This is a genomic window from Pseudomonas mosselii, assembly GCF_019823065.1.
GTDB lineage: Bacteria > Pseudomonadota > Gammaproteobacteria > Pseudomonadales > Pseudomonadaceae > Aquipseudomonas > Aquipseudomonas mosselii.
On the sequence record NZ_CP081966.1, the window covers coordinates 6,183,710 to 6,204,925 of the forward strand.

At 65.0% G+C, this 21,216-nt stretch carries 23 protein-coding genes; 13 read left to right on the forward strand and 10 right to left on the reverse strand.

What is annotated here, in order from left to right:
* Window positions 1-14 precede the first annotated feature (14 nt).
* Both K5H97_RS28645 and K5H97_RS28650 read left to right on the forward strand, forming a co-directional pair.
* Complete coding sequence (locus tag K5H97_RS28645) at window positions 15-395, forward strand: RidA family protein (RefSeq protein ID WP_028689951.1); 381 nt, start codon at window positions 15-17, stop codon at window positions 393-395.
* A gap of 59 nt (window positions 396-454) precedes the next feature.
* The gene (locus K5H97_RS28650) at window positions 455-1,180 is read left to right on the forward strand and encodes a hypothetical protein (RefSeq protein WP_028689952.1); all 726 of its coding nucleotides are present in this window, start codon (window positions 455-457) and stop codon (window positions 1,178-1,180) included.
* A gap of 73 nt (window positions 1,181-1,253) precedes the next feature.
* On the opposite strand, the gene K5H97_RS28655 is transcribed toward K5H97_RS28650, so the two are convergent.
* Complete coding sequence (locus K5H97_RS28655) at window positions 1,254-2,111, reverse strand: SDR family oxidoreductase (protein WP_028689953.1); 858 nt, start codon at window positions 2,109-2,111, stop codon at window positions 1,254-1,256.
* Between the two features lie 192 nt (window positions 2,112-2,303).
* Here K5H97_RS28655 and exbB point away from each other — a divergent pair, with 192 nt between their 5' ends.
* The 6 genes from exbB (at window position 2,304) to K5H97_RS28685 (ending at window position 9,026) form a co-directional block, all read left to right on the forward strand.
* The gene (gene exbB / locus K5H97_RS28660; protein ID WP_028689954.1) at window positions 2,304-3,278 is read left to right on the forward strand and encodes a tonB-system energizer ExbB; all 975 of its coding nucleotides are present in this window, start codon (window positions 2,304-2,306) and stop codon (window positions 3,276-3,278) included.
* Between the two features lie 3 nt (window positions 3,279-3,281).
* Window positions 3,282-3,710, forward strand: a complete 429-nt coding sequence (exbD, locus tag K5H97_RS28665) for a TonB system transport protein ExbD (protein WP_023632733.1) — start codon at window positions 3,282-3,284, stop codon at window positions 3,708-3,710.
* Window positions 3,707-4,441: an energy transducer TonB gene (locus K5H97_RS28670; protein ID WP_028689955.1), complete on the forward strand. Its 735-nt coding sequence runs from the start codon at window positions 3,707-3,709 to the stop codon at window positions 4,439-4,441. The genes exbD and K5H97_RS28670 overlap by 4 nt, the downstream gene beginning before the upstream one ends.
* Window positions 4,442-4,535: 94 nt before the next feature.
* Window positions 4,536-5,462: a hydrogen peroxide-inducible genes activator gene (locus tag K5H97_RS28675; protein ID WP_028689956.1), complete on the forward strand. Its 927-nt coding sequence runs from the start codon at window positions 4,536-4,538 to the stop codon at window positions 5,460-5,462.
* Between the two features lie 4 nt (window positions 5,463-5,466).
* A complete protein-coding gene (recG, locus tag K5H97_RS28680) occupies window positions 5,467-7,545 on the forward strand; it encodes an ATP-dependent DNA helicase RecG (protein ID WP_028689957.1) in 2,079 nt (692 codons plus the stop codon).
* A gap of 77 nt (window positions 7,546-7,622) precedes the next feature.
* Window positions 7,623-9,026: an aminoacyl-tRNA deacylase and HDOD domain-containing protein gene (locus tag K5H97_RS28685; protein WP_028689958.1), complete on the forward strand. Its 1,404-nt coding sequence runs from the start codon at window positions 7,623-7,625 to the stop codon at window positions 9,024-9,026.
* A 104-nt stretch (window positions 9,027-9,130) separates the two neighbouring features.
* Here the strand turns inward: K5H97_RS28685 and K5H97_RS28690 are convergent, their stop codons facing one another.
* The 4 genes from K5H97_RS28690 to K5H97_RS28705 form a co-directional block, all read right to left on the reverse strand.
* A complete protein-coding gene (locus K5H97_RS28690) occupies window positions 9,131-9,505 on the reverse strand; it encodes a hypothetical protein (RefSeq protein WP_028689959.1) in 375 nt (124 codons plus the stop codon).
* Between the two features lie 134 nt (window positions 9,506-9,639).
* Window positions 9,640-9,936, reverse strand: a complete 297-nt coding sequence (locus K5H97_RS28695) for an HU family DNA-binding protein (protein WP_028689960.1) — start codon at window positions 9,934-9,936, stop codon at window positions 9,640-9,642.
* A 188-nt stretch (window positions 9,937-10,124) separates the two neighbouring features.
* Window positions 10,125-11,273 (reverse strand): NAD(P)/FAD-dependent oxidoreductase, encoded by a 1,149-nt coding sequence (locus tag K5H97_RS28700; RefSeq protein ID WP_028689961.1) that lies wholly within the window; start codon window positions 11,271-11,273, stop codon window positions 10,125-10,127.
* Between the two features lie 33 nt (window positions 11,274-11,306).
* Window positions 11,307-11,474 carry a rubredoxin gene (locus tag K5H97_RS28705; RefSeq protein WP_028689962.1) on the reverse strand — a complete coding sequence of 56 codons (168 nt, stop codon included), beginning with the start codon at window positions 11,472-11,474 and terminating at the stop codon, window positions 11,307-11,309.
* A gap of 188 nt (window positions 11,475-11,662) precedes the next feature.
* On the opposite strand from K5H97_RS28705, the gene K5H97_RS28710 reads away from it, so the two are divergent.
* Entirely contained in the window at window positions 11,663-12,220 is a 558-nt protein-coding gene (locus K5H97_RS28710; RefSeq protein WP_028689963.1) for a chorismate--pyruvate lyase family protein, read from the forward strand.
* Window positions 12,220-13,110, forward strand: a complete 891-nt coding sequence (ubiA, locus tag K5H97_RS28715) for a 4-hydroxybenzoate octaprenyltransferase (protein WP_028689964.1) — start codon at window positions 12,220-12,222, stop codon at window positions 13,108-13,110. The genes K5H97_RS28710 and ubiA overlap by 1 nt, the downstream gene beginning before the upstream one ends.
* Window positions 13,111-13,227: 117 nt before the next feature.
* On the opposite strand, the gene K5H97_RS28720 is transcribed toward ubiA, so the two are convergent.
* Window positions 13,228-13,599 (reverse strand): COG4315 family predicted lipoprotein, encoded by a 372-nt coding sequence (locus K5H97_RS28720; protein WP_028689965.1) that lies wholly within the window; start codon window positions 13,597-13,599, stop codon window positions 13,228-13,230.
* 174 nt (window positions 13,600-13,773) lie between these two features.
* Here K5H97_RS28720 and phoB point away from each other — a divergent pair, with 174 nt between their 5' ends.
* From phoB to K5H97_RS28735, 3 genes are all read left to right on the forward strand, one after another.
* Window positions 13,774-14,463, forward strand: a complete 690-nt coding sequence (phoB, locus tag K5H97_RS28725; protein ID WP_003253341.1) for a phosphate regulon transcriptional regulator PhoB — start codon at window positions 13,774-13,776, stop codon at window positions 14,461-14,463.
* Between the two features lie 72 nt (window positions 14,464-14,535).
* Window positions 14,536-15,807 carry a phosphate regulon sensor histidine kinase PhoR gene (gene phoR / locus K5H97_RS28730; RefSeq protein WP_232108952.1) on the forward strand — a complete coding sequence of 424 codons (1,272 nt, stop codon included), beginning with the start codon at window positions 14,536-14,538 and terminating at the stop codon, window positions 15,805-15,807.
* Window positions 15,808-15,935: 128 nt separating this feature from the next.
* Entirely contained in the window at window positions 15,936-17,276 is a 1,341-nt protein-coding gene (locus tag K5H97_RS28735) for a hemolysin family protein (protein WP_028689967.1), read from the forward strand.
* 32 nt (window positions 17,277-17,308) lie between these two features.
* Here the strand turns inward: K5H97_RS28735 and K5H97_RS28740 are convergent, their stop codons facing one another.
* The 4 genes from K5H97_RS28740 to pstB form a co-directional block, all read right to left on the reverse strand.
* Window positions 17,309-18,208, reverse strand: coding sequence for a peptidoglycan DD-metalloendopeptidase family protein (locus K5H97_RS28740; RefSeq protein ID WP_028689968.1), 900 nt, complete (start codon window positions 18,206-18,208; stop codon window positions 17,309-17,311).
* 206 nt (window positions 18,209-18,414) lie between these two features.
* Entirely contained in the window at window positions 18,415-19,326 is a 912-nt protein-coding gene (locus K5H97_RS28745) for a response regulator (protein ID WP_028689969.1), read from the reverse strand.
* 163 nt (window positions 19,327-19,489) lie between these two features.
* Window positions 19,490-20,260, reverse strand: coding sequence for a phosphate signaling complex protein PhoU (gene phoU / locus K5H97_RS28750; RefSeq protein WP_023630537.1), 771 nt, complete (start codon window positions 20,258-20,260; stop codon window positions 19,490-19,492).
* A gap of 97 nt (window positions 20,261-20,357) precedes the next feature.
* Window positions 20,358-21,191: a phosphate ABC transporter ATP-binding protein PstB gene (gene pstB / locus K5H97_RS28755; RefSeq protein WP_028689970.1), complete on the reverse strand. Its 834-nt coding sequence runs from the start codon at window positions 21,189-21,191 to the stop codon at window positions 20,358-20,360.
* Window positions 21,192-21,216: the final 25 nt, after the last annotated feature.

Genomic DNA, 21,216 nt, shown 5'->3' on the forward strand with positions numbered 1-21,216 from the left:
CGCAAGGAGTCATCATGAGCAAGACCGTCATCACCAGCGACAAGGCCCCTGCCGCCATCGGCACCTACTCGCAAGCGATCAAGGCTGGCAACACCGTGTACATGTCGGGCCAGATCCCGCTCGATCCGAAGACCATGGAACTGGTCGAAGGCTTCGAAGCCCAGACCGTCCAGGTGTTCGAGAACCTGAAGTCGGTGGCCGAAGCCGCTGGCGGTTCGTTCAAGGACATCGTCAAGCTGAACATCTTCCTCACCGACCTGAGCCACTTCGCCAAGGTCAACGAAATCATGGGCCGTTACTTCGAACAGCCTTACCCGGCCCGCGCCGCCATCGGCGTCGCCGCGCTGCCGAAGGGTGCCCAGGTCGAGATGGACGCCATCCTGGTCCTCGAGTGATGCTCCCGGTGACGGGCATCCAGCCCGTCACCACCCTCTCCTGCCCCAAGGTTTCCCCCATGCGCCACGCATTGCCTATCGCGCTGGCAGCCCTGCTCCTGGGCGGCTGCGCCAGCCATAAACCCGAAGACTTCAACGGCACCTGGATCAACCAGGCCGCCATCGACGCCGCCCGCAAAGGCACCAGCCTGCGCCAGGCTCTCGACGCCCAGGGCCCGGTGTTCGAGTGGAAGATCGACGTCAAGAACCAGCAGGCCAGCTTCAGCAATGGCTTCGAGGCTGCCGACGGGCGCCTGAGCGCCAACGAGAAAGACTGGCAGGTCAGCTTCGAAGGTGGCCTGGTCGAACAGCTCAAGCTCGACGGCGACGAGTTGCTGGCGATCGACCCGTCCGGTCACCAGCAAACCTTCGTGCGCAGCGAAGGCCCACAGAACACGCCGCTGGGTGGCAGCTTCGAGAAGGCGCTGTACCAGCAATACCTGGGCGGCGACTGGAAGATCGTCGAAGGCCAGGGCAAGGGCGCAGTGGTGCGCTTCAGCGACACCGGCAACGTTACCGGCCTGCCTGGCCCTGACCGCTTCGCCCTGTGCCTGGCGGGCGACTGCGCGACCATGGGCGATGGCAACGACAGCCTATGGCTGGAGCGCGACCAGCGTGGCGCGCCATGGATCTTCAAGCGCGACGGCGACACCCTGGAAATCTTCCAGGCGGTAAACCGCGCCCAACCGGATGAAATGCCGCAACTGGCCGCCGGTGCGCGGCAGTGGGTGCTGGAAAAGGATTAGCCAACATCGCGGGGCAAGCCCGCTCCCACGATATGCGTGGGAGCGGGCTTGCCCCGCGATAGGGCCGGTAGTCTCAACCACGCCCTTGCAGAATGGCGGCATACCCCTCTTTGTAACTCGGATACATCGGCACCCACCCCAACGCCCGCGCCCGCGCATTGCTGCAGCGCTTGCTGCCGGTGCGCCGCACCCGCTGCTCATCCGACCACTGGGTAACGCCCAGGTATTCACGCAGCCAGGCCACCACCTCGGCCAGCGGCGCCGGATCGTCATCCACGCCGATATAGCAGTCATCCAGCGCAACACCCCGGGCATCGGCCCGCAGCAGGTGCGCCATCAGGCCGGCGGCATCCTCGGCATGAATGCGATTGCCGTACAACGGTGGCTCCTCGGCCACGCGATAACCCTGGCGCACCTGACTCAGCAACCACTCGCGCCCCGGACCATAGATGCCGGTCAGGCGCACGATCGTCGCGGGAATGCCGCTGTCCAGCGCCAGCCGCTCAGCCTCGAGCATCACCTTGCCGGAATAGCCCTCGGGCTGCGTGGCTGCCGCTTCGGCAATCCATTCACCGTCCTGCTGCGCATACACGCTGCTGCTGGACACGAACACCAGGCGTCGTGGCCGCTGCCCTTTCGCCGCCAGCCATCCCAGCACATGGCGCAAACCTTCTACATAGGCCGCCTGGTAGCCGGCTTCATCGTGCTGGCTGGCCGCCACGCAATACACCAGGTAATCAGGTCCCTGCTCGGGCCAGGCGCTCGGTATCTGCGGCTCGGCCAGATCGGCGGCGATCGGCCGAACCCCTTCGGGCAACTGATCGACCGAACGGCGCAAGCCGCTGACCTGCCAGCCTTGAGCAAGCAGTTGGCGGGCCAGGCGGCTGCCCACATCACCGCAACCCACGATCAAAGCTGAAACGTCTGACATACCAAACCTCCGAATGCGAAAGGCACAGGCTATCGGGTTAGCGCGATAAACGGCTATACCAAGGTCAAAAAAAGCAACAGTATTACTTTTGTTAACAAGAATTACTTGCAATAATGGCGACCCTGTCTGTTCTCGGCCTGCTTCGAGGCCTTGAAGAACTCAACCCATCTCTCTTCATCAGGTCCGGCCAGCATGACACGTACTCAACCTTCCGCTTCGCCAACCCCGTCGCGCGCCTGGCGCGCCATTGCCGCGCTGATGTTCAGCCTGGTACTGGCCCCGGCAGCCATGGCCGAAGAGCCTGTCGCCGCCACCCCGCCACCCGCCGCTGCCGCCGCCCCGGCCACGCCTGCCGCAGAAGGCCAGGCCCCGGCTGCCGCACCAGCCGACGCGACTGCGCCGGTGGAAGGCCAGGCCCCGGCCAACGAGAACGTGCAGGCGATGGTCGAAGACACCTCGCTGGGCATGGCCCACGACCTGTCCCCATGGGGCATGTACAAGAACGCCGACGTGGTGGTGAAGGCCGTGATGATCGGCCTGGCCATCGCCTCGATCATCACCTGGACCATCTGGATCGCCAAGGGCTTCGAGCTGATGGGCGCCAAGCGCCGCCTGCGTGGCGAGATCGCCGCCCTGAAGCGCTCGGTGAGCCTGAAAGAGGCCAGCGAGGTGTCGAACAAGGAAGGCACCCTGGCCCACATCCTGGTGCATGACGCCCTCGAAGAAATGCGCCTGTCGGCCAATGCCCGCGAGAAGGAAGGCATCAAGGAACGCGTCAGCTTCCGCCTGGAGCGCCTGGTAGCCGCCAGTGGCCGGACCATGAGCAGCGGCACCGGCGTACTGGCTACCATCGGTTCCACCGCACCGTTCGTCGGTCTGTTCGGCACCGTTTGGGGCATCATGAACAGCTTCATCGGCATCGCCAAGACCCAGACCACCAACCTCGCCGTGGTCGCCCCAGGTATCGCCGAAGCCCTGCTGGCCACCGCCCTGGGCCTGGTCGCCGCGATTCCGGCCGTGGTCATCTACAACGTCTTCGCCCGCTCCATCGCCGGCTACAAGGCACAGGTGTCCGACGCCTCCGCCCAGGTCCTGCTGCTGGTCAGCCGCGACCTGGACCACCAGGGCAGCGAGCGCGCCGCCCCGCACATGGTGAAAGTGGGGTAAGCCATGGGCCTGCATCTCAACGAAGGTGGCGACGACCTCGCCGAGAACCACGAAATCAACGTCACGCCGTTCATCGACGTAATGCTGGTGCTGCTGATCATCTTCATGGTCGCGGCCCCCCTGGCCACGGTCGACATCAAGGTCGACCTGCCCGCCTCGACCGCGAAGCCCGCGCCGAGGCCCGAGAAGCCGGTGTTCGTCAGCGTCAAGGCCGACAAGAAGCTCTACCTCGGCGACGACGAGGTGGCCCAGCGCGACCAGCTTGGCGCCATGCTCGACGCCAAGACCAAGGGCGACAAGGAAACCACCATCTTCTTCCAGGCTGACAAGGGCGTCGATTACGGCGACCTGATGGAAGTGATGAACACCATGCGTGCCGCCGGCTACCTCAAGGTCGGCCTGGTCGGACTCGAGACGGCAGCCAAGAAATGACGAAAACGCGCTCAAACATGGCGCGCTACGGTGGCAGCCTGGCGATCGTGCTGGGCGTGCACGCGGTCGCCGTGCTGCTGACGCTCAACTGGTCGGTGCCCCAGGCCCTCGAGTTGCCGCCGGCAGCGATGATGGTCGAGCTGGCACCGCTGCCCGAGCCCGCGCCGCCGCCGCCACCCAAGGCCGCCCCGAAGCCGCCGACGCCGGTCGAGGAACCGCCGCTGCCGAAGCTGGCAGAGGCGCCGAAGCCGAAGATCGCCATCCCCAAGCCGCCCAAGCCCAAGGCCAAGCCACAGCCGCCCAAGCCCGAGAAGAAGCTTGAGCCGCCGAAGGACGAGCCGCCAGCCAAGGACGACGTCGCGGACACGCCGCCGAGCAACACGCCACCGCAGAAGTCGGCGGCGCCGCAGCCGAGCATCGCGTCCAACAGCAATGCCCTGCCGAGCTGGCAGAGCGATCTGCTGCGCCACCTGGCCAAGTACAAGAAGTACCCCGAGGACGCTCGCCGTCGCGGACTGCAGGGCATAAACCGCCTGCGCTTCGTCGTCGACGCCGAAGGCAAGGTGGTCTCGTACGCGCTGGCCGGCGGTTCCGGCAGTGCGGCGCTTGACCGGGCCACGCTGGAGATGATCCGCCGTGCCGGCACGGTGCCAAAGCCTCCGGCGGAGTTGCTGAACAATGGCACGATCGAAGTCGTTGCGCCGTTCGTCTATTCGCTGGACCGACGCTGACGTTTTTGTTTCTGTCACAAAACGGCAAGTCTGATAACGTGCGTCTATCGATTGCAGCCGCTATGCTGGGGCCGCAACTTCATGGACGCACGTTATGACCCTCACCGAACTTCGCTACATCGTCACCCTCGCGCAAGAGCAGCACTTCGGCCACGCGGCCGAGCGTTGCCACGTCAGCCAACCGACCCTGTCGGTGGGCGTGAAGAAGCTCGAGGACGAACTCGGCGTGCTGATCTTCGAGCGCAGCAAGAGCGCGGTGCGCCTCACGCCGGTCGGCGAGAGCATCGTCGCCCAGGCGCAGAAGGTGCTGGAGCAGGCCCAGGGCATCCGCGAGCTGGCCCAGGCCGGCAAGAACCAGCTGACCGCGCCGCTCAAGGTCGGCGCCATCTACACCGTCGGCCCCTATCTGTTCCCGCACCTGATCCCGCAGTTGCACCGCGTGGCGCCGCAGATGCCGTTGTACATCGAAGAGAACTTCACCCACGTGCTGCGTGAAAAGCTGCGCAACGGCGAACTGGACGCGGTGATCATCGCCCTGCCTTTCAACGAGGCCGACGTGCTGACCTTGCCGCTGTACGACGAGCCGTTCTGCGCCTTGATGCCGGCCGACCACCCGTGGACCGCCAAGGACACCATCGACACCGCCATGCTCAACGACAAGAGCCTGCTGCTGCTCGGCGAGGGCCACTGCTTCCGCGACCAGGTGCTCGAGGCCTGCCCGACGCTGAACAAGGGCGGCGAGGGCTCCAAGCACACCACGGTCGAGTCCAGCTCGCTGGAAACCATCCGCCACATGGTCGCATCGGGCCTGGGCGTGTCGATCCTGCCGCTGTCGGCGGTGCACAGCCATCATTACGCGCCGGGCGTCATCGAAGTCCGCCCGCTGACCGCGCCCGCACCGTTCCGCACCGTGGCCATCGCCTGGCGCGCCAGCTTCCCGCGGCCGAAGGCCATCGAGATCCTCGCCGACTCGATCCGCCTCTGCTCGGTGGCCAAGCCGCCGGTGGAACAACCGGCCTGAACCCATGACCGAGCTGTCGAACGTCCCGGTCACCACGCTCAAGGGCGTAGGCGATGCCATGGCGGAAAAACTCGCCAAGGTCGGCCTGGAGAACCTGCAGGACCTGCTGTTCCACCTGCCGCTGCGCTACCAGGACCGCACCCGCGTGGTGCCCATCGGCCAACTGCGTCCGGGCCAGGACGCGGTGATCGAGGGCGTGGTCAGCGGGGCCGACGTGACCATGGGCAAGCGCCGCAGCCTGGTGGTGCGCCTGGGCGACGGCAGCGGCACGCTGAGCCTGCGCTTCTACCATTTCAGCAATGCGCAGAAGGAGGGCCTCAAGCGCGGCACCCACCTGCGCTGCTATGGTGAAGCCCGCCCCGGCGCCTCGGGGCTGGAGATCTACCACCCGGAATACCGGGCGCTGAACGGCGACGAAGCACCGCCGCCGGTCGAACAGACGCTGACACCGATCTACCCGACCACCGAAGGCCTGACCCAACAGCGCCTGCGCCTGCTCTGCCAGCAGAGCCTTGGCCTGCTCGGCCCACGCAGCCTGCCCGACTGGCTGCCCGACGAGCTGGCCCGCGACTATCAGCTGGCGCCGCTGAGCGACGCGATCCGCTACCTGCACAACCCGCCGGCCGACGCCGATCTCGACGAACTCGCCGAAGGCCATCACTGGGCCCAGCACCGCCTGGCCTTCGAAGAACTGCTGACCCACCAGCTGTCGCAACAGCGCCTGCGCGAAAGCCAGCGAGCCCTGCGCGCGCCGGTACTGCCCAAAGCTACGCGCCTGCCGGCACAGTACCTGGCGAATCTCGGCTTCAGCCCGACCGGCGCCCAGCAGCGGGTCGGCAACGAAATTGCCTACGATCTCAGCCAGCACGAGCCAATGATGCGCCTGGTGCAAGGCGACGTGGGCGCCGGCAAGACCGTGGTCGCCGCGCTGGCCGCCCTGCAGGCTCTGGAAGCGGGTTACCAGGTCGCCCTGATGGCGCCCACCGAGATCCTCGCCGAACAGCACTACCTCACCTTCAAGCGCTGGCTCGAACCGCTGGGCATCGAGGTGGCATGGCTGGCCGGCAAGCTCAAGGGCAAGGCCCGCGCCAGCGCCCTGGAGCAGATCGCCAATGGTGCGCCCATGGTGGTCGGCACCCACGCACTGTTCCAGGAGGAGGTGCAGTTCAAGCACCTGGCCCTGGCGATCATCGACGAACAGCACCGGTTCGGCGTGCAGCAGCGCCTGGCCCTGCGTAAAAAGGGCGTCATGGGCCAGCTGTGCCCGCACCAGCTGATCATGACCGCCACGCCAATCCCGCGCACCCTGGCGATGAGCGCCTATGCCGACCTGGACACCTCGATCCTCGACGAGCTGCCGCCCGGGCGCACCCCGGTGAACACCGTGCTGGTCGCCGACAGCCGTCGCTTCGAGGTGGTCGAGCGGGTCCGCGCCGCCTGCGCCGAAGGCCGCCAGGCCTATTGGGTATGCACCCTGATCGAAGAGTCCGAGGAACTCACCTGCCAGGCCGCCGAAAGCACCTTCGAGGAACTGGGCAGCGCCCTGGGCGAGCTGCGCGTGGGCCTGATCCACGGACGCATGAAGCCCGCAGAAAAGGCCGCGGTGATGGCCGAGTTCAAGGCCGGCGACCTGCAACTGCTGGTGGCCACCACGGTGATCGAGGTCGGCGTCGACGTGCCCAATGCCAGCCTTATGATCATCGAGAACCCCGAGCGCCTGGGCCTGGCCCAGTTGCACCAGTTGCGCGGCCGGGTCGGTCGGGGCAGCGCGGTGAGCCACTGCGTGCTGCTCTACCACCCGCCGCTGTCGCAGATCGGCCGTGAGCGCCTGGGCATCATGCGGGAAACCAACGACGGATTCGTCATAGCAGAGAAGGACCTGGAGTTGCGCGGCCCGGGCGAGATGCTCGGGACCCGCCAGACCGGCCTGCTACAGTTCAAGGTCGCCGACCTGATGCGCGACGCCGACCTGCTGCCAGCCGTGCGCGACGCCGCCCAGGCCCTGCTGGCCCGCTGGCCCGACCACGTCAGCCCGTTGCTCGACCGCTGGCTGCGCCACGGTCAACAATATGGCCAGGTGTGACGTCCGTCCCATAATGGATCCAGCTTGGCGGCCAGGCTGGTTATACTTCGCGTTTAAAGAATGATTGGATACAGGCCATGACTGAAGTTGCCCTGGATACCGCAACCCTACACGCACCGTCTGTCATCCGGCTGTTGCTCGACAAGCTCGGCGTCAGCTTCCGCGAGGTGCCCGAGCACCCGGGGCTGCCGGCCGCCTCGCGGGTGCAGGCCGTGCTGCTCGATGACGAGATCGGTGCCTTGATGGTGCTGTTCCCGCAAAGCCAGTTGCTGGACCTCAAGCGCCTCGAGGAACTGACCGGGCGCAAGCTCAAGGCCGTGCCGCTGGAGCGCCTGAAGCAGATGCTCGACAAGCATCACCTCAAGGCGCTGCCGGCGATTCCCGCCCTGACCAGCTCGCCATGCCAGTACGAGAAGAGCCTGCTCGACAACGAGACGCTGCTGATCCAGTCCGGCGAAACCGGCCTGCTCCTGGAAATCGGCAGAACCGCCTTCAAGAAGATGCTGTTCAAGGCCAGCGCCAGCACGTTCGGCCAGCAGATCAGCGAGATTCGCCTCAGTTTCGACCAGTTGGACGGCCCTCCCAAGGAAGTCATCCGCGCCGTCCAGGCCTTCACCGCCCGTCGCATCCAGCAACGCCTGGAACAGACCATCGAGATTCCGCCGCTGGCCGACACCGCGCAAAAGATCATCAAGCTGCGCGTCGACCCCAATGCCAGCATCGACGACATCACCGGCGTGGTGGAAACCGATCCGGCCCTGGCCGCGCAGGTGGTCAGCTGGGCTGCCTCCCCGTACTACGCCTCACCCGGCAAGATTCGCTCGGTGGAAGACGCCATCGTCCGCGTGCTGGGCTTCGACCTGGTGATCAACCTGGCCCTGGGCCTGGCGTTGGGCAAGACCCTGAGCCTACCCAAGGACCACCCGCAGCAGGCCACGCCATACTGGCAGCAGTCGATCTACACCGCCGCGGTGATCGAGGGCCTGACGCGCGCCATGCCACGTGCCGAGCGCCCGGAAGCGGGCCTGACCTACCTGGCCGGCCTGCTGCACAACTTTGGCTACCTGCTGCTGGCCCACGTCTTCCCACCGCATTTCTCGCTGATCTGCCGTCACCTGGAGGTCAACCCGCACTTGTGCCACAGCTATGTGGAACAGCACCTGCTGGGGATCAGCCGTGAACAGATCGGGGCCTGGCTGATGAAGCTGTGGGACATGCCCGATGAGCTGTCCACAGCCCTGCGTTTCCAGCACGATCCAGCGTACGACGGCGATTATGCGGCATTCCCCAATCTGGTGTGCCTGGCGACGCGCCTGCTGCGCGCCCGGGGGATCGGTTCAGGGCCCAAGGACGAGATCCCGGATGCCCTGCTCGAGCGCCTGGGGCTGAGTCGGGAGAAGGCTGAAGAGGTGGTGAACAAGGTGCTGGAGGCCGAGGCCCTGCTGCGCGAGCTGGCGTCGCAGTTCCACACGCCGCACTGAGAGGTGGGGCGCCCTGCGCCCCTTTCGCCGGCAGGCCGGTTCCCACAGGGATGGTGCAAGCCTGCGCATCATGGGAACTGGCTGCCAATGCAGGTCCGGCGATTTCAGGCCGTCTTCTTCGGCTTCAGGTACTTCATCAAGCCCTGGAACCAGATCACCAGCGCCGGATTGCCCTTGATCTGGATGTTCTTCTCCTGGATCCCCTGCATGAACGCCAGCTGCTTGTTACCGGCTTGCAGCGTGGCAAAGCCATAAGCGGCGTCCTTGAACGCGATGGCGAAGGCCGGCTGCGGGTGCAGGCCGCCCTTGCTGCTGATGCGCAGGTCCTTGACGATGAAGTGCCGGGCAACCTTGCCGTCGAGCGTCTGCATCTGGAAGACCAGGTCCTTGTCCTGCAGCTGCTGCTGGAACGCCGGGTTGTTGCGGCTGGCCTTGGCCATCAGCAAGCCCATGGCCCAGAGAAGAAAGCGAAACTTCATCAACACGCCTCGAATGAAAAGTGACTGAGTAGCGCAGTTTATCCGTTTCTCGCCCTGTTTATGCAAGTTCGCCGCATTTGCTTACCAGAAACGCAACGGGCGCCTCCAGGCGCCCGTCGGGTGAAGCTGTCCGGTCACTTTTTCTTGGCAGGCTTGGCAGGTACGTTGACGCTGTCACGCAGGCCCTTGCCAGGTTTGAAGGCGACAGTGTTGCTGGCCTTGATCTTGACCGGCTCGCCGGTCTGCGGGTTCTTGCCGGTGCGGGCGCCACGGTGGCGTTTTTCGAAGGTGCCGAAACCGACCAGGGTGACGGTGTCCTTGTCGAGCGCGCCGGTGATGCTGTCGAGAATCGCGTTCAGGACCTGGTTGGCCTTTTCCTTGGTCAGATCGGCCTTTTCGGCGATGACGGCGGCGAGTTCTGGTTTACGCATAGTGAAGCCTCTTTGACGGGATTTCTTGTTGTTATGCCGTGCTGCCGGAGGGAGCAGCGTTCAAGGCACCGCAGGCTCTAGGCTGCGGCAGACGCCAGTGAGGATGGCACGCCCACCGGGGCCGCGCCAGTATCTGGGCGGCCATTGTCGCGGCAAGAACAGGATAATTCCGACAGAACGCCCGCCATTTACGCCATCAAGGGCGGCAACTGGCGATTCAGCGCCAGTTTCTCCATGACCGCGCCGCCGGTCAGGGCATAACCCAGCAGCTGGCCATCGGCGCCGTGGCAGAGCACTTTCAGGTCGGCGCCGCTGCCCTCGACCACCCAGCTGCCCTCGTGGCCGGGCGGCACCGGGGATACCACCAGCGGACAGGCCGGGGTCTTCACGGTAACCGGCATCGGGCCGTAGGCCACCGCGGTCGGGTTGCCGGCCAGGGTCTGGGCCAGGGCACGGGCGCAGGTCATCAGCGGCATGACGTACAGCAGGTTGATCCCGTCGACCTCGGCGCAGTCGCCCAAGGCGAAGATATTGGCGTGGGAGGTGCGCAGCTGGCGGTCCACCACCACCCCACGGTTGACCTGCAACCCCGCCGCTGCCGCCAGGTCGGTGCGCGGGCGCAGGCCGATGGCCGATACCACCAGGTCGCAGGGAATCACGCTGCCATCGGACAGGTGCGCATCGAGCGCCTCGCCTGCGCGTTGCAGCCGGGTCAGCACCGGACCGAGATGGAAGCGCACGCCCAGCCCTTCCAGCCCCGCCTGCACGGCTGCGGCGGCAGCCGGATGCAGCAGGGTCGGCATCACCTGCTCACAGGGGGCGACGACCTGGCACTGCAGGCCGCCGAGGCTGAGGTCGTTGGCGAATTCGCAACCGATCAGGCCGGCCCCGAGGATCAGCACCCGCTGCTTGCCCGCGGCGGCGGCGCGAAAGCGTGCGTAGTCTTCCAAGTCGTTGATCGGGAAGATCAGCTCGCCCGCATCGCCTTCGACCGGTACCTGCACGGTCTGCGCGCCCCAGGCCAGCACCAGATCGCGGTATTCCACCGCCTCCTCGCCGATCCACAGGCGCTTGTGGCCTGGGTCGATGCCGCTGATGCGGGTGTGGGTGCGAATCTCGGCCTTGAGCTGCTCGGCCATGGCACCCGGTTCGGCCATGCACAGGCCGTCGGCGTCCTTCTGCTTGGCGAAGCCGGTGGACAGCATGGGCTTGGAGTAGGAGCGACCGTCGTCGGCGGTGATCAGCAACAGCGGCGTGTCGCCGTCGAGCTTGCGAAACTCTCGCGCCAGGTTGTAGCCGGCAAGGCCGGTACCAATGATCACCACGGGGGACGTCATGTCGTGCGTTCCTTTTTCAAGCCAGGGTTGCGATCAGCCGATGGCGATCATTTCGAAATCACTCTTGCCGACGCCGCAGTCGGGGCACAGCCAGTCTTCCGGTACGTCCTCCCAGCGGGTGCCAGGGGCGATGCCGTCGTCCGGCCAGCCTTGGGCCTCGTCGTAGATCAGGCCACAGACAATACATTGCCACTTCTTCATTTACTGCTGTTCCTCGGTCAGGCTACAGGGTGCGTTGCAATTGATGGCATCGGCGCGGGGCAAGCCCGCAAGGAGACCACCGTGCAATCTCTGGTCGGCTTTTGTACTGGCCCTGCTGGCAGTATGCAAGCCACGATGGCAAACATGCTAAGCTCGCCGCCTCTCTGGCCTGTATCAAGCATACCGACGTGCCGTACGAAACCCCGCAAGCAGCCGCGGTCGCGTGGCTGGCGTATCCGCAGCTGGCGCCCCCCCTCGACCAGCCGACCCTGGGCTGGCTGTTCGACGAAGGCTCCCTGACCCGTCGCCTCACCCGTCTCTCACACGACCACTTCAGCGTCACCCCCCTGTTCGAGGGCTGGCAGCCCCTGCGCGACGACGAATGCGCCGCCTTGGGCCTTGCCCTCGGCGCGCAGGGCTGGGTCCGCGAGGTCTACCTGCGCGGCCATGGCCAGCCGTGGGTGTTTGCCCGCAGCGTGGCCAGCCGCACGGCGCTGGAACGCGGTGGGCTGGACCTGGAGACCCTGGGCAGCCGCTCGCTGGGCGAACTGCTGTTCTGCGACCAGGCGTTCGTCCGCCATCCGATCGAAGTGTGCAGTTATCCACAGAGCTGGCTGCCCGTGGAGGTCGCCAGCGCCGGGTTGTGGGGACGCCGCTCGCGCTTCGAGCGGGACGGCCTCGACCTGCTGGTGGCCGAGGTGTTCCTGCCCGCCCTGTGGCATGCGGCCAAGGAGGAGAACCGCTGATGTACCTGCAACTGCTCAAATCGCTCAACCGCGTGCACCCACGAGCCTGGGACTTCATCCAGCTGAGCCGCATGGACCGCCCGATCGGCATCTACCTGCTGCTGTGGCCGACGCTGTCGGCGGTGTGGATCGCCGGCAACGGCTCGCCGACCCTGGCCAACGTGCTGATCTTCGGCCTCGGCGTGGTACTGATGCGCGCCGCAGGCTGCTGCATCAACGATTTTGCCGACCGCAAGGTGGACGGCCACGTCAAGCGCACCGCCGACCGCCCGCTGGCCAGCGGCCGGGTGAAACCCCGCGAAGCGCTGGTGCTGTTCGCCCTGCTGGTGGGGCTGAGCTTCCTGCTGGTGCTGTGCACCAACGCCACCACGGTGTGGCTGTCGTTCGGCGCTGTCGCCCTGGCGTTCTGCTACCCGTTCATGAAGCGCTATACCTACTACCCGCAGGTGGTGCTGGGCGCGGCGTACTCTTGGGGCATCCCGATGGCCTTCACCGCTGCGGGCGGCGAGCTGCCGGCCAGTGCCTGGCTGCTGTACATCGCCAACCTGCTGTGGACAGTGGGCTACGACACCTACTACGCCATGGTCGACCGCGACGACGACCTGAAGATCGGCGTGAAATCCACCGCCATCCTGTTCGGCGAGGCCGACCGGGTGATCATCCTGACGTTGCAGTTGTTGTCGCTGGGCTGCCTGCTGCTGGCGGGCAACCGCTTCGAGCTGGGCGGCTGGTTCCACTTGGGGCTGCTGGCGGCGGCGGTGTGCTTTGCCTGGGAGTTCTGGTCGACGCGCAAGCTGGATCGGGAGTCGTGCTTTAAGGCGTTTCTGCACAACCATTGGGCGGGGATGCTGATCTTTGGCGGGGTGGTGCTGGATTACGCGTTACGCTGAAAGCCTTTGGGGCTGCTTTGCAGCCCTTCGCGACACAAGACCGCTCCTACAGGGGGCCCACTTACCTATAGGAGCGGCCCTGTGCCGCGAAAGGGTCGCAAAGCGACCCTGGCAATCTCACGGCTTGGCGATATGCCAGACGTCCTTCATGCCATCGCCGGTGGTCTCCCCGGCCTTCTTGTCCTTGACGAAGGTGTACAGCGGCTTGCCGTCATAGGCCCACTGCATCGAGCCATCATCTCGGGTGACGTGGGTCCACTTGTCCTTCGGCGCCTCATCGTCCTTCTTCACCATCAACGGCGGCCAGTTCTTGGCGCACTCGCCGTTGCACATGGACTTGCCGCCAACATCCTTGTCGAAGGTGTACAGCGTCATGCCGTCATGATCGACCCACATGCCGTCCTTTTCCATGGCGTGATGAGCCGACGCCACCCCCGGCACTGCCAGCGCAGCGCAAAGGGCCATCCAGCTCAGCGTATGTCGTGTCATTGGAATCACCATTGTTTCGGGGTTGGATTGAATGTCCACACCGCCTTCGCGGCCCCCTGAAGCCTAGTCCAGTCACGCAATGTCGCCAGAACGGCCAACACCCTGTCACACAGCTGCAATAATTCCGTTATCTAATGCGGGCCAAGACACCGTTCCTGGGAGAGGTAATTGAGCATGGTTGGCAGAAACATTCTGATCGTCGACGACGAAGCGCCTATCCGCGAGATGATCGCCGTTGCATTGGAAATGGCCGGCTATGACTGCCTCGAGGCCGAGAACTCGCAACAGGCCCACGCCATCATCGTCGACCGCAAGCCGGACCTGATCCTGCTCGACTGGATGCTGCCGGGCACCTCGGGCATCGAGCTGGCCCGCCGCCTCAAGCGCGACGAGCTGACCGGCGACATCCCGATCATCATGCTCACCGCCAAGGGTGAGGAGGACAACAAGATCCAGGGCCTGGAGGTCGGCGCCGATGACTACATCACCAAGCCGTTCTCGCCCCGCGAGCTGGTGGCGCGCCTGAAGGCCGTGCTGCGCCGCACCGGCCCGAGCGACAGCGAGGCGCCAATCGAAGTCGGTGGCCTGCTGCTCGACCCGATCAGCCACCGCGTGACCATCGACGGCAAGCCGGCCGAGATGGGTCCCACCGAATACCGCCTGCTGCAGTTCTTCATGACCCACCAGGAGCGCGCCTACACCCGTGGCCAGCTGCTCGACCAGGTCTGGGGCGGTAACGTCTACGTCGAGGAACGCACCGTCGACGTGCACATCCGTCGCCTGCGCAAGGCGCTGGGTGAAGCCTATGAAAATCTGGTACAAACCGTCCGCGGCACCGGCTATCGCTTCTCGACCAAGAGCTGATCGAAGCCCCGGCGCCCGCTGTACAAGGACTGTCAATTGAACCAGAACTGGCACGCGACCCTGATTCGCCACATGCTCCTGCTGATCACCGTCTGCCTGATCGGCGGGCTGGTCAGCGGCTACTATGGCTGGAGCCTGGCCATCGGCCTGGCCCTGTATTTGGGCTGGACGTTGAAGCAACTGCTGCGTCTGCACGACTGGCTGCGCAACCACCAGCCCGACGAGGCGCCACCCGACGGCTACGGCCTGTGGGGCGAGGTGTTCGACAGCATCTACCATCTGCAGCGCCGCGACCAGCGCGTGCGCGGCCGCCTGCAGGCGGTGATCGACCGGGTCCAGGAGTCCACCGCCGCCCTGCGCGACGCGGTGATCATGCTCGACAGCGAAGGCAACCTGGAGTGGTGGAACCGCGCCGCCGAGACCCTGCTGGGCTTCAAGACGCCGCAGGACGGCGGCCAGCCGGTGACCAACCTGGTGCGCCACCCGCGCTTCAAGGAGTACTTCGAGTCGGACAACTACGCCGAGCCACTGGAGATTCCGTCGCCAATCAACGACCGGCTGCGCGTACAACTGCACCTGACCCGCTACGGCAACAACGAACACCTGATGCTGGTGCGCGACGTGACCCGTATCCACCAGCTGGAACAGATGCGCAAGGACTTCGTCGCCAACGTTTCCCACGAGCTGCGCACGCCGCTGACGGTGATCACCGGTTACCTGGAGACGCTGCTGGACAACGTCGAGGACGTGAACCCGCGCTGGAACCGCGCCCTGCAGCAGATGAGCGCGCAAGGCTCGCGCATGCAGACCCTGCTCAACGACCTGCTGCTGCTGGCCAAGCTCGAGGCCACCGACTACCCCTCCGACAACCAGCCCGTGTTGGTCGACACCCTGCTCGGCGCCATCAAGAACGATGCCCAGGCCCTGTCCGGCCCGCGCAATCAGCGCATCAGCCTGGAGGCGACGCCTGGCATTCGTCTAAAGGGCAGTGAGTCGGAGCTGCGCAGCGCGTTCTCCAACCTGGTGTTCAACGCGGTCAAGTACACCCAGGACGAAGGCAATATCCGCATCCGCTGGTGGGCCGACGAACAGGGCGCGCACCTGAGCGTGCAGGACTCGGGGGTGGGGATCGAGGCCAAGCATCTGCCACGCCTGACCGAGCGCTTCTACCGGGTCGACTCCAGCCGAGCGTCGAACACCGGCGGCACCGGGTTGGGGCTGGCGATCGTCAAGCATGTGCTGATGCGCCATCGCGGGCGGCTGGAAATCAGCAGCGTGCCGGGGCACGGCAGCACCTTTACCTGCCACTTTGCGCCGGCGCAATTGGTCGCAAACAAGGCCTGACAGTACCGGGGCTGCTTTGCAGCCCTTTGCTTTTACGGCTCCAGCCGCTACATTGGATCCCCCGTGCCAGCCATCGCTGGCACTTTTTTTCTCTCCATTGCAAAGACGGACCCCGTAAAAACTCCATCATGGACCCTTCCCCTGGTATCAGCCTCACCTCGTTGTTCGCCGATTTCGGCATGATTCTCTTCGCCTTGTTCCTGGTGCTGCTCAACGGCTTCTTCGTTGCCGCCGAGTTCGCCATGGTCAAGCTGCGCTCCACCCGAGTCGAAGCCATCGCCGAGCTGCACGGCTGGCGTGGCAGCATCCTGCGCAAGGTGCACAACCAGCTCGACGCCTACCTGTCGGCCTGCCAGCTGGGCATCACCCTCGCCTCCCTGGGCCTGGGCTGGGTCGGCGAGCCGGCCTTCGCCCACCTGCTCGAGCCGCTGCTGGCTGCCGTGGGCGTGGACAGCCCGGAGCTGATCAAGGCGATCTCGTTCTTCGTCGCCTTCTTCGTGATCTCCTACCTGCACATCGTCGTCGGCGAGCTGGCGCCCAAGTCCTGGGCGATCCGCAAGCCCGAGCTGCTGTCGCTGTGGACGGCCGTGCCGCTGTACCTGTTCTACTGGGCGATGTACCCGGCCATCTACCTGCTCAACGCCAGCGCCAATACCATCCTGCGCATCGCAGGCCAAGGCGAGCCCGGGCCGCACCACGAGCACCACTACAGCCGCGAGGAGCTCAAGCTGATCCTGCACTCCAGCCGCGGCCAGGATCCGAGCGACCAGGGCATGCGCGTACTGGCCTCGGCCGTGGAGATGGGCGAGCTGGAAGTGGTCGACTGGGCCAACTCCCGCGAGGACATGGTCAGCATCGACGCCCATGCGCCGCTGAAGGAAATCCTCGCCCTGCTGCGCCGCCACAAGTTCAGCCGCTACCCGTTGTATGACGCCGAGCGCGAGGAATTCACCGGTCTGCTGCACATCAAGGACCTGCTGCTGGAGCTGGCCGAGCTGGACCACCTGCCCGAGACCATCGACCTTGAAGACCTCGCCCGCCCGCTGGAGCGCGTGTCGCGGCACATGCCGCTGTCCCAGTTGCTGGAGCAGTTCCGCAAGGGCGGCGCGCACTTCGTGCTGGTGGAGGAAGCCGATGGCAAGGTGATCGGCTACCTGACCATGGAAGACGTGCTGGAAGTACTGGTCGGCGATATCCAGGACGAACACCGCAAGACCGAGCGCGGCATCCTCGCCTACCAACCCGGCAAGCTGCTGGTGCGCGGTGATACGCCGCTGTTCAAGGTCGAGCGCCTGCTGGGTGTCGACCTGGACCATATCGAAGCGGAAACCCTTGCCGGCCTGGTCTACGAGACCCTCAAGCGCGTGCCCGAGGAAGAGGAAGTACTCGAGGTCGAAGGCCTGCGCATCATCATCAAGAAGATGAAAGGTCCGAAGATCGTGCTGGCCAAGGTGCTCAAGCTCGATTGATCCTTTGGGGCCGCTTTGCGGCCCCAAAAGCCTCAAGGGTTGCCGGCAGTGAAATCCGGCAACCCGTTAATCGGTCGGTCGAACTGGTACGGTATCGACTCCAGCGCCAATCCCACATTGCGCTGCACCACGAAATGCAGGTGCGGCCCGCTGCTGTTGCCGGTGTTGCCCGATTTGGCAAGCGCCTGTCCCTGGGCCACCCGCTGCCCCTCGCCCACCACCACCGAACCACGCATCAGGTGCAGGTACACGCCCATGGTGCCGTCAGGGTGCAGGATCCTGACGAAATTGCCCGCCGGGTTGTTGCCCCGCCCGCTCTGGTTGTTCTCGATCTTCACCACCACCCCACCCCGCGCCGCGATAATCGGTGTGCCCTCGGGCATGGCGATGTCCATGGCGTAGCGGCCCTTGGGCCCGAAATGGCTGAACCGGCCATTGGGGCCCTGGCTCAGGCGAAACGGTCCGCCCTTCCAGGGAAAGGGATAGCGATAGCCCTGCGGGCGCTGCCCTGGATCGCCCATGGCATAGCGAAACTGGGTGTCGTACCTGAGGCTGCCCCCCTGACGGGCCTGGACCACACTGAGCACCTGGGTCGAGCGCGGCGGCACCAGGCGCCGGACGATACGCGGGGCATTACCGCCCTGGGCATTGGCCAGGCGCTCCACACGCAGCTCCACCTCCATGGGTACGAACAGTTCATTGCGAGCGACAAAGCGCACGCCACCGGCAAAGGGCTCGGTTTTCAGGCGAACCTGGCCATCCAGGCGCTCGACCATGGGCTCACGAAACACGAAGGCCTTGGCCCCAGGGCTCGGGCGATCGGAATAGGAGACCACGCCGAAGGTGTCGGTGGTCTTGTAGACGGTCATGGCCAAGCTCGACGCCGAGGCCGTAAGCAAGGCACAGAACAGCAGGAGGCGGGCGGGCGGCATGATAGTGGCTTTTTGACAGTTGTGTTCTGTCGAAGCCTAGCAGCCGAATTTGAGAGGGATATGACAGTTGGTCGGGCGAAGTGCCGGATGGGTAACGTGGGAGCGGGCTTGCCCCGCGATGACGACGGTGGCCATACCATCGCTATCGCGGGGTAAGCCCGCTCCCACAAAATCCGCTCCGACCTGTCGCGGTGCTCAAGCGGCCATCAAGCCCCGGGCGTGAAGTGCTTCTGCGCCGTGCCGCGGGCAATCAGTCGCGACAGGTAGTCGAGCTTCTGCGCATCCTGGTCGACGAACTTGAAGGTCAGTTGCAGCCAGTCGCTCTCAGGCTTGGGCTCCAGCGCCGCAATAGCGTGCAGGTAGCCATTTAGCCGCGCCGTTTCGGCATTCTCGCCTTGCTCCAGGTCCAGCACCGCGCCTTCGAGCACCTGTGGCAGGTTGGTGCCGCGACGCACCACCAGCAGGGCTTCCTTGAGGCTCAGGGCCTTGATCATGCACGGCTGGGTTCCGCTGGACAGCCGCAGTTGGCCTTGGCCACGACCAGCCTGGGCCGCCGCAGCGGCGGTCTTCGGCGTGGGGGCGTTGATCAGAGGCTTGGCCGCCGCGGCCACAGGCGCGGCGGCGGGTGCGGTTACCTTGGCCGCGTCTGGACGACCGCCGGTCAGGGCGCTGAGCGAGTCGTTGGCGAACGCCGAGTTGACTCGCGCCGGCGCGCTGGACATCAGGCTGTCGAGCTTGCCGATCTTGGTCAGCGACTTCTTCACCTTGGTCAGCAGCTGCTCGTTGGTGAACGGCTTGCCGACGAAATCGGACACACCGGCCTGGATTGCCTGGATCACGTTTTCCTTGTCACCACGGCTGGTCACCATGATGAACTGCATGGTCTTCATCTCTTCCTGCTGGCGGCACCAGGTCAGCAGTTCAAGGCCGGACATCTCCGGCATCTCCCAGTCGCACAGGACCAGGTCGAAACGTTCCTTGCTCAGCATGGCCATGGCCTTGCGGCCATTGACCGCGTCCTCGATCACCATGCCGGGGAAGGCATTGCGCAGGCACTTCCTCACCAGGTCGCGGATGAACGGGGCATCGTCCACGACCAGCACATTCACTTTACTCATCGATATTCCTCTTGAATCCCGGCTAGCATACCGCCGACTGATGGCCATTTGCCAAACCACTGGTCACGCCGGGACTTCTCACACGGTTCGCGGGTGCCTGCTGGTGCTCGACCGCAAACGAAAACGCCCGGCGGTTGCCGGGCGTTCATGCTCGGGAGCAATCCTATTTATCGTCCGGTTCAGCCGGAACATTAGCGATTTCGCCCTCATCGAACGCTTCGCCCTGCACCTCGGCCTTCATGCGCTTGAGGCCCATGTGGCGCACGTCGGTGCCGCGCACCAGGTAGATCACCAGCTCCGAGATATTGCGCGCGTGATCGCCGATGCGCTCCAGCGAACGCAGGGCCCAGATCACGCTGAGCACGCGGGAGATCGAGCGTGGGTCTTCCATCATGTAGGTGACCAGCTCGCGCAGCGCGGTCTTGTATTCACGGTCGATGGTCTTGTCGTACTGCGCCACCGACAGCGCCAGGTCGGCATCGAAACGGGCGAAGGCGTCCAGCGCGTCGCGAACCATGTTGCGCACCTGGTCGCCGATGTGGCGCACTTCGACGTAGCCGCGCGGCGACTCGCCTTCCTCGCACAGCTGGATGGCGCGGCGGGCGATCTTGGTCGACTCGTCGCCGATGCGCTCCAGGTCGATCACCGACTTGGAGATGCTGATGATCAGGCGCAGGTCGGAGGCCGCCGGCTGGCGACGGGCGAGGATGCGCACGCACTCCTCGTCGATGTTGCGCTCCATCTGGTTGATCTGCTCATCGACCTCGCGCACTTGCTGGGCCAGGCCCGAGTCGGCCTCGATCAGCGCGGTGACGGCGTCGTTCACCTGTTTCTCGACCAGGCCGCCCATGGCCAGCAGGTGGCTGCGCACCTCCTCGAGTTCGGCGTTGAACTGCTGGGAGATGTGGTGGGTAAGGCTTTCTTTGTTGATCATCGTTTCGCTCCGCGAAGCAGCTGCAAGCTTCTAGTCGTTCGTATCGTTCCCTGGCAAGAAGAATCCATTGTGGGAGCCTGCCCCCACGGGTCGCCCCCTAGCCATAGCGACCGGTGATGTAGTCTTCGGTCTGCTTTTTCGCCGGGTTGGTGAACAGGGTGTCGGTGTCACCGAATTCGACCAGTTTGCCCATGTACATGAACGCGGTGTAGTCCGAAACGCGGGCTGCCTGCTGCATGTTGTGGGTCACGATGACGATGGTGTACTTGGATTTCAGTTCGTAGATCAGCTCCTCGACCTTCAGGGTCGAGATCGGGTCCAGCGCCGAGCACGGTTCGTCGAGCAGCAGCACTTCAGGCTCCACGGCGATGGTGCGGGCAATCACCAGACGCTGCTGCTGACCACCGGACAGGCCCAGGGCCGAGTCGTGCAGGCGATCCTTGACCTCATCCCACAGCGCCGCGCCCTTCAGCGCCCACTCGACGGCTTCGTCGAGCACACGCTTCTTGTTGATGCCCTGGATGCGCAAGCCATAGACCACGTTCTCGTAAATGGTCTTGGGGAACGGGTTGGGCTTCTGGAACACCATGCCCACGCGACGGCGCAGCTCGGCCACGTCCTCGCCCTTGCGGTAGATGTTGCTGCCATACAGGTTGATGGCGCCTTCCACGCGGCAGCCGTCGACCAGGTCGTTCATGCGGTTGAACGTCCGCAGCAGGGTGGACTTGCCGCAGCCGGACGGACCGATGAAGGCTGTCACGCGCTGCTTGGGGATGTTCATGCTGACGTCGAACAGCGCTTGCTTGTCGCCGTAGAACAGGGACAGCCCGGGAACTTCGATGGCCACGGTCTCTTCGGCCAGGCGCAGGCTCTGCTTGTCGCGGCCCAGGGCCGACATGTCGATGCCGTGGGCGTGGGATTCATGCTGCATGGTCAACTCCATACGCTATCAATTC

What these genes read in the sequence shown, in the direction of transcription:
- K5H97_RS28645 (WP_028689951.1), top strand. Translation starts at nt 15, where the DNA reads ATGAGCAAGACCGTCATCACCAGCGACAAGGCCCCTGCCGCCATCGGC.
- K5H97_RS28650 (WP_028689952.1), top strand. Translation starts at nt 455, where the DNA reads ATGCGCCACGCATTGCCTATCGCGCTGGCAGCCCTGCTCCTGGGCGGC.
- K5H97_RS28655 (WP_028689953.1), bottom strand. Translation starts at nt 2,111, where the DNA reads ATGTCAGACGTTTCAGCTTTGATCGTGGGTTGCGGTGATGTGGGCAGC.
- exbB (WP_028689954.1), top strand. Translation starts at nt 2,304, where the DNA reads ATGACACGTACTCAACCTTCCGCTTCGCCAACCCCGTCGCGCGCCTGG.
- exbD (WP_023632733.1), top strand. Translation starts at nt 3,282, where the DNA reads ATGGGCCTGCATCTCAACGAAGGTGGCGACGACCTCGCCGAGAACCAC.
- K5H97_RS28670 (WP_028689955.1), top strand. Translation starts at nt 3,707, where the DNA reads ATGACGAAAACGCGCTCAAACATGGCGCGCTACGGTGGCAGCCTGGCG.
- K5H97_RS28675 (WP_028689956.1), top strand. Translation starts at nt 4,536, where the DNA reads ATGACCCTCACCGAACTTCGCTACATCGTCACCCTCGCGCAAGAGCAG.
- recG (WP_028689957.1), top strand. Translation starts at nt 5,467, where the DNA reads ATGACCGAGCTGTCGAACGTCCCGGTCACCACGCTCAAGGGCGTAGGC.
- K5H97_RS28685 (WP_028689958.1), top strand. Translation starts at nt 7,623, where the DNA reads ATGACTGAAGTTGCCCTGGATACCGCAACCCTACACGCACCGTCTGTC.
- K5H97_RS28690 (WP_028689959.1), bottom strand. Translation starts at nt 9,505, where the DNA reads ATGAAGTTTCGCTTTCTTCTCTGGGCCATGGGCTTGCTGATGGCCAAG.
- K5H97_RS28695 (WP_028689960.1), bottom strand. Translation starts at nt 9,936, where the DNA reads ATGCGTAAACCAGAACTCGCCGCCGTCATCGCCGAAAAGGCCGATCTG.
- K5H97_RS28700 (WP_028689961.1), bottom strand. Translation starts at nt 11,273, where the DNA reads ATGACGTCCCCCGTGGTGATCATTGGTACCGGCCTTGCCGGCTACAAC.
- K5H97_RS28705 (WP_028689962.1), bottom strand. Translation starts at nt 11,474, where the DNA reads ATGAAGAAGTGGCAATGTATTGTCTGTGGCCTGATCTACGACGAGGCC.
- ubiA (WP_028689964.1), top strand. Translation starts at nt 12,220, where the DNA reads ATGTACCTGCAACTGCTCAAATCGCTCAACCGCGTGCACCCACGAGCC.
- K5H97_RS28720 (WP_028689965.1), bottom strand. Translation starts at nt 13,599, where the DNA reads ATGACACGACATACGCTGAGCTGGATGGCCCTTTGCGCTGCGCTGGCA.
- phoB (WP_003253341.1), top strand. Translation starts at nt 13,774, where the DNA reads ATGGTTGGCAGAAACATTCTGATCGTCGACGACGAAGCGCCTATCCGC.
- phoR (WP_232108952.1), top strand. Translation starts at nt 14,536, where the DNA reads ATGCTCCTGCTGATCACCGTCTGCCTGATCGGCGGGCTGGTCAGCGGC.
- K5H97_RS28735 (WP_028689967.1), top strand. Translation starts at nt 15,936, where the DNA reads ATGGACCCTTCCCCTGGTATCAGCCTCACCTCGTTGTTCGCCGATTTC.
- K5H97_RS28740 (WP_028689968.1), bottom strand. Translation starts at nt 18,208, where the DNA reads ATGCCGCCCGCCCGCCTCCTGCTGTTCTGTGCCTTGCTTACGGCCTCG.
- K5H97_RS28745 (WP_028689969.1), bottom strand. Translation starts at nt 19,326, where the DNA reads ATGAGTAAAGTGAATGTGCTGGTCGTGGACGATGCCCCGTTCATCCGC.
- phoU (WP_023630537.1), bottom strand. Translation starts at nt 20,260, where the DNA reads ATGATCAACAAAGAAAGCCTTACCCACCACATCTCCCAGCAGTTCAAC.
- pstB (WP_028689970.1), bottom strand. Translation starts at nt 21,191, where the DNA reads ATGCAGCATGAATCCCACGCCCACGGCATCGACATGTCGGCCCTGGGC.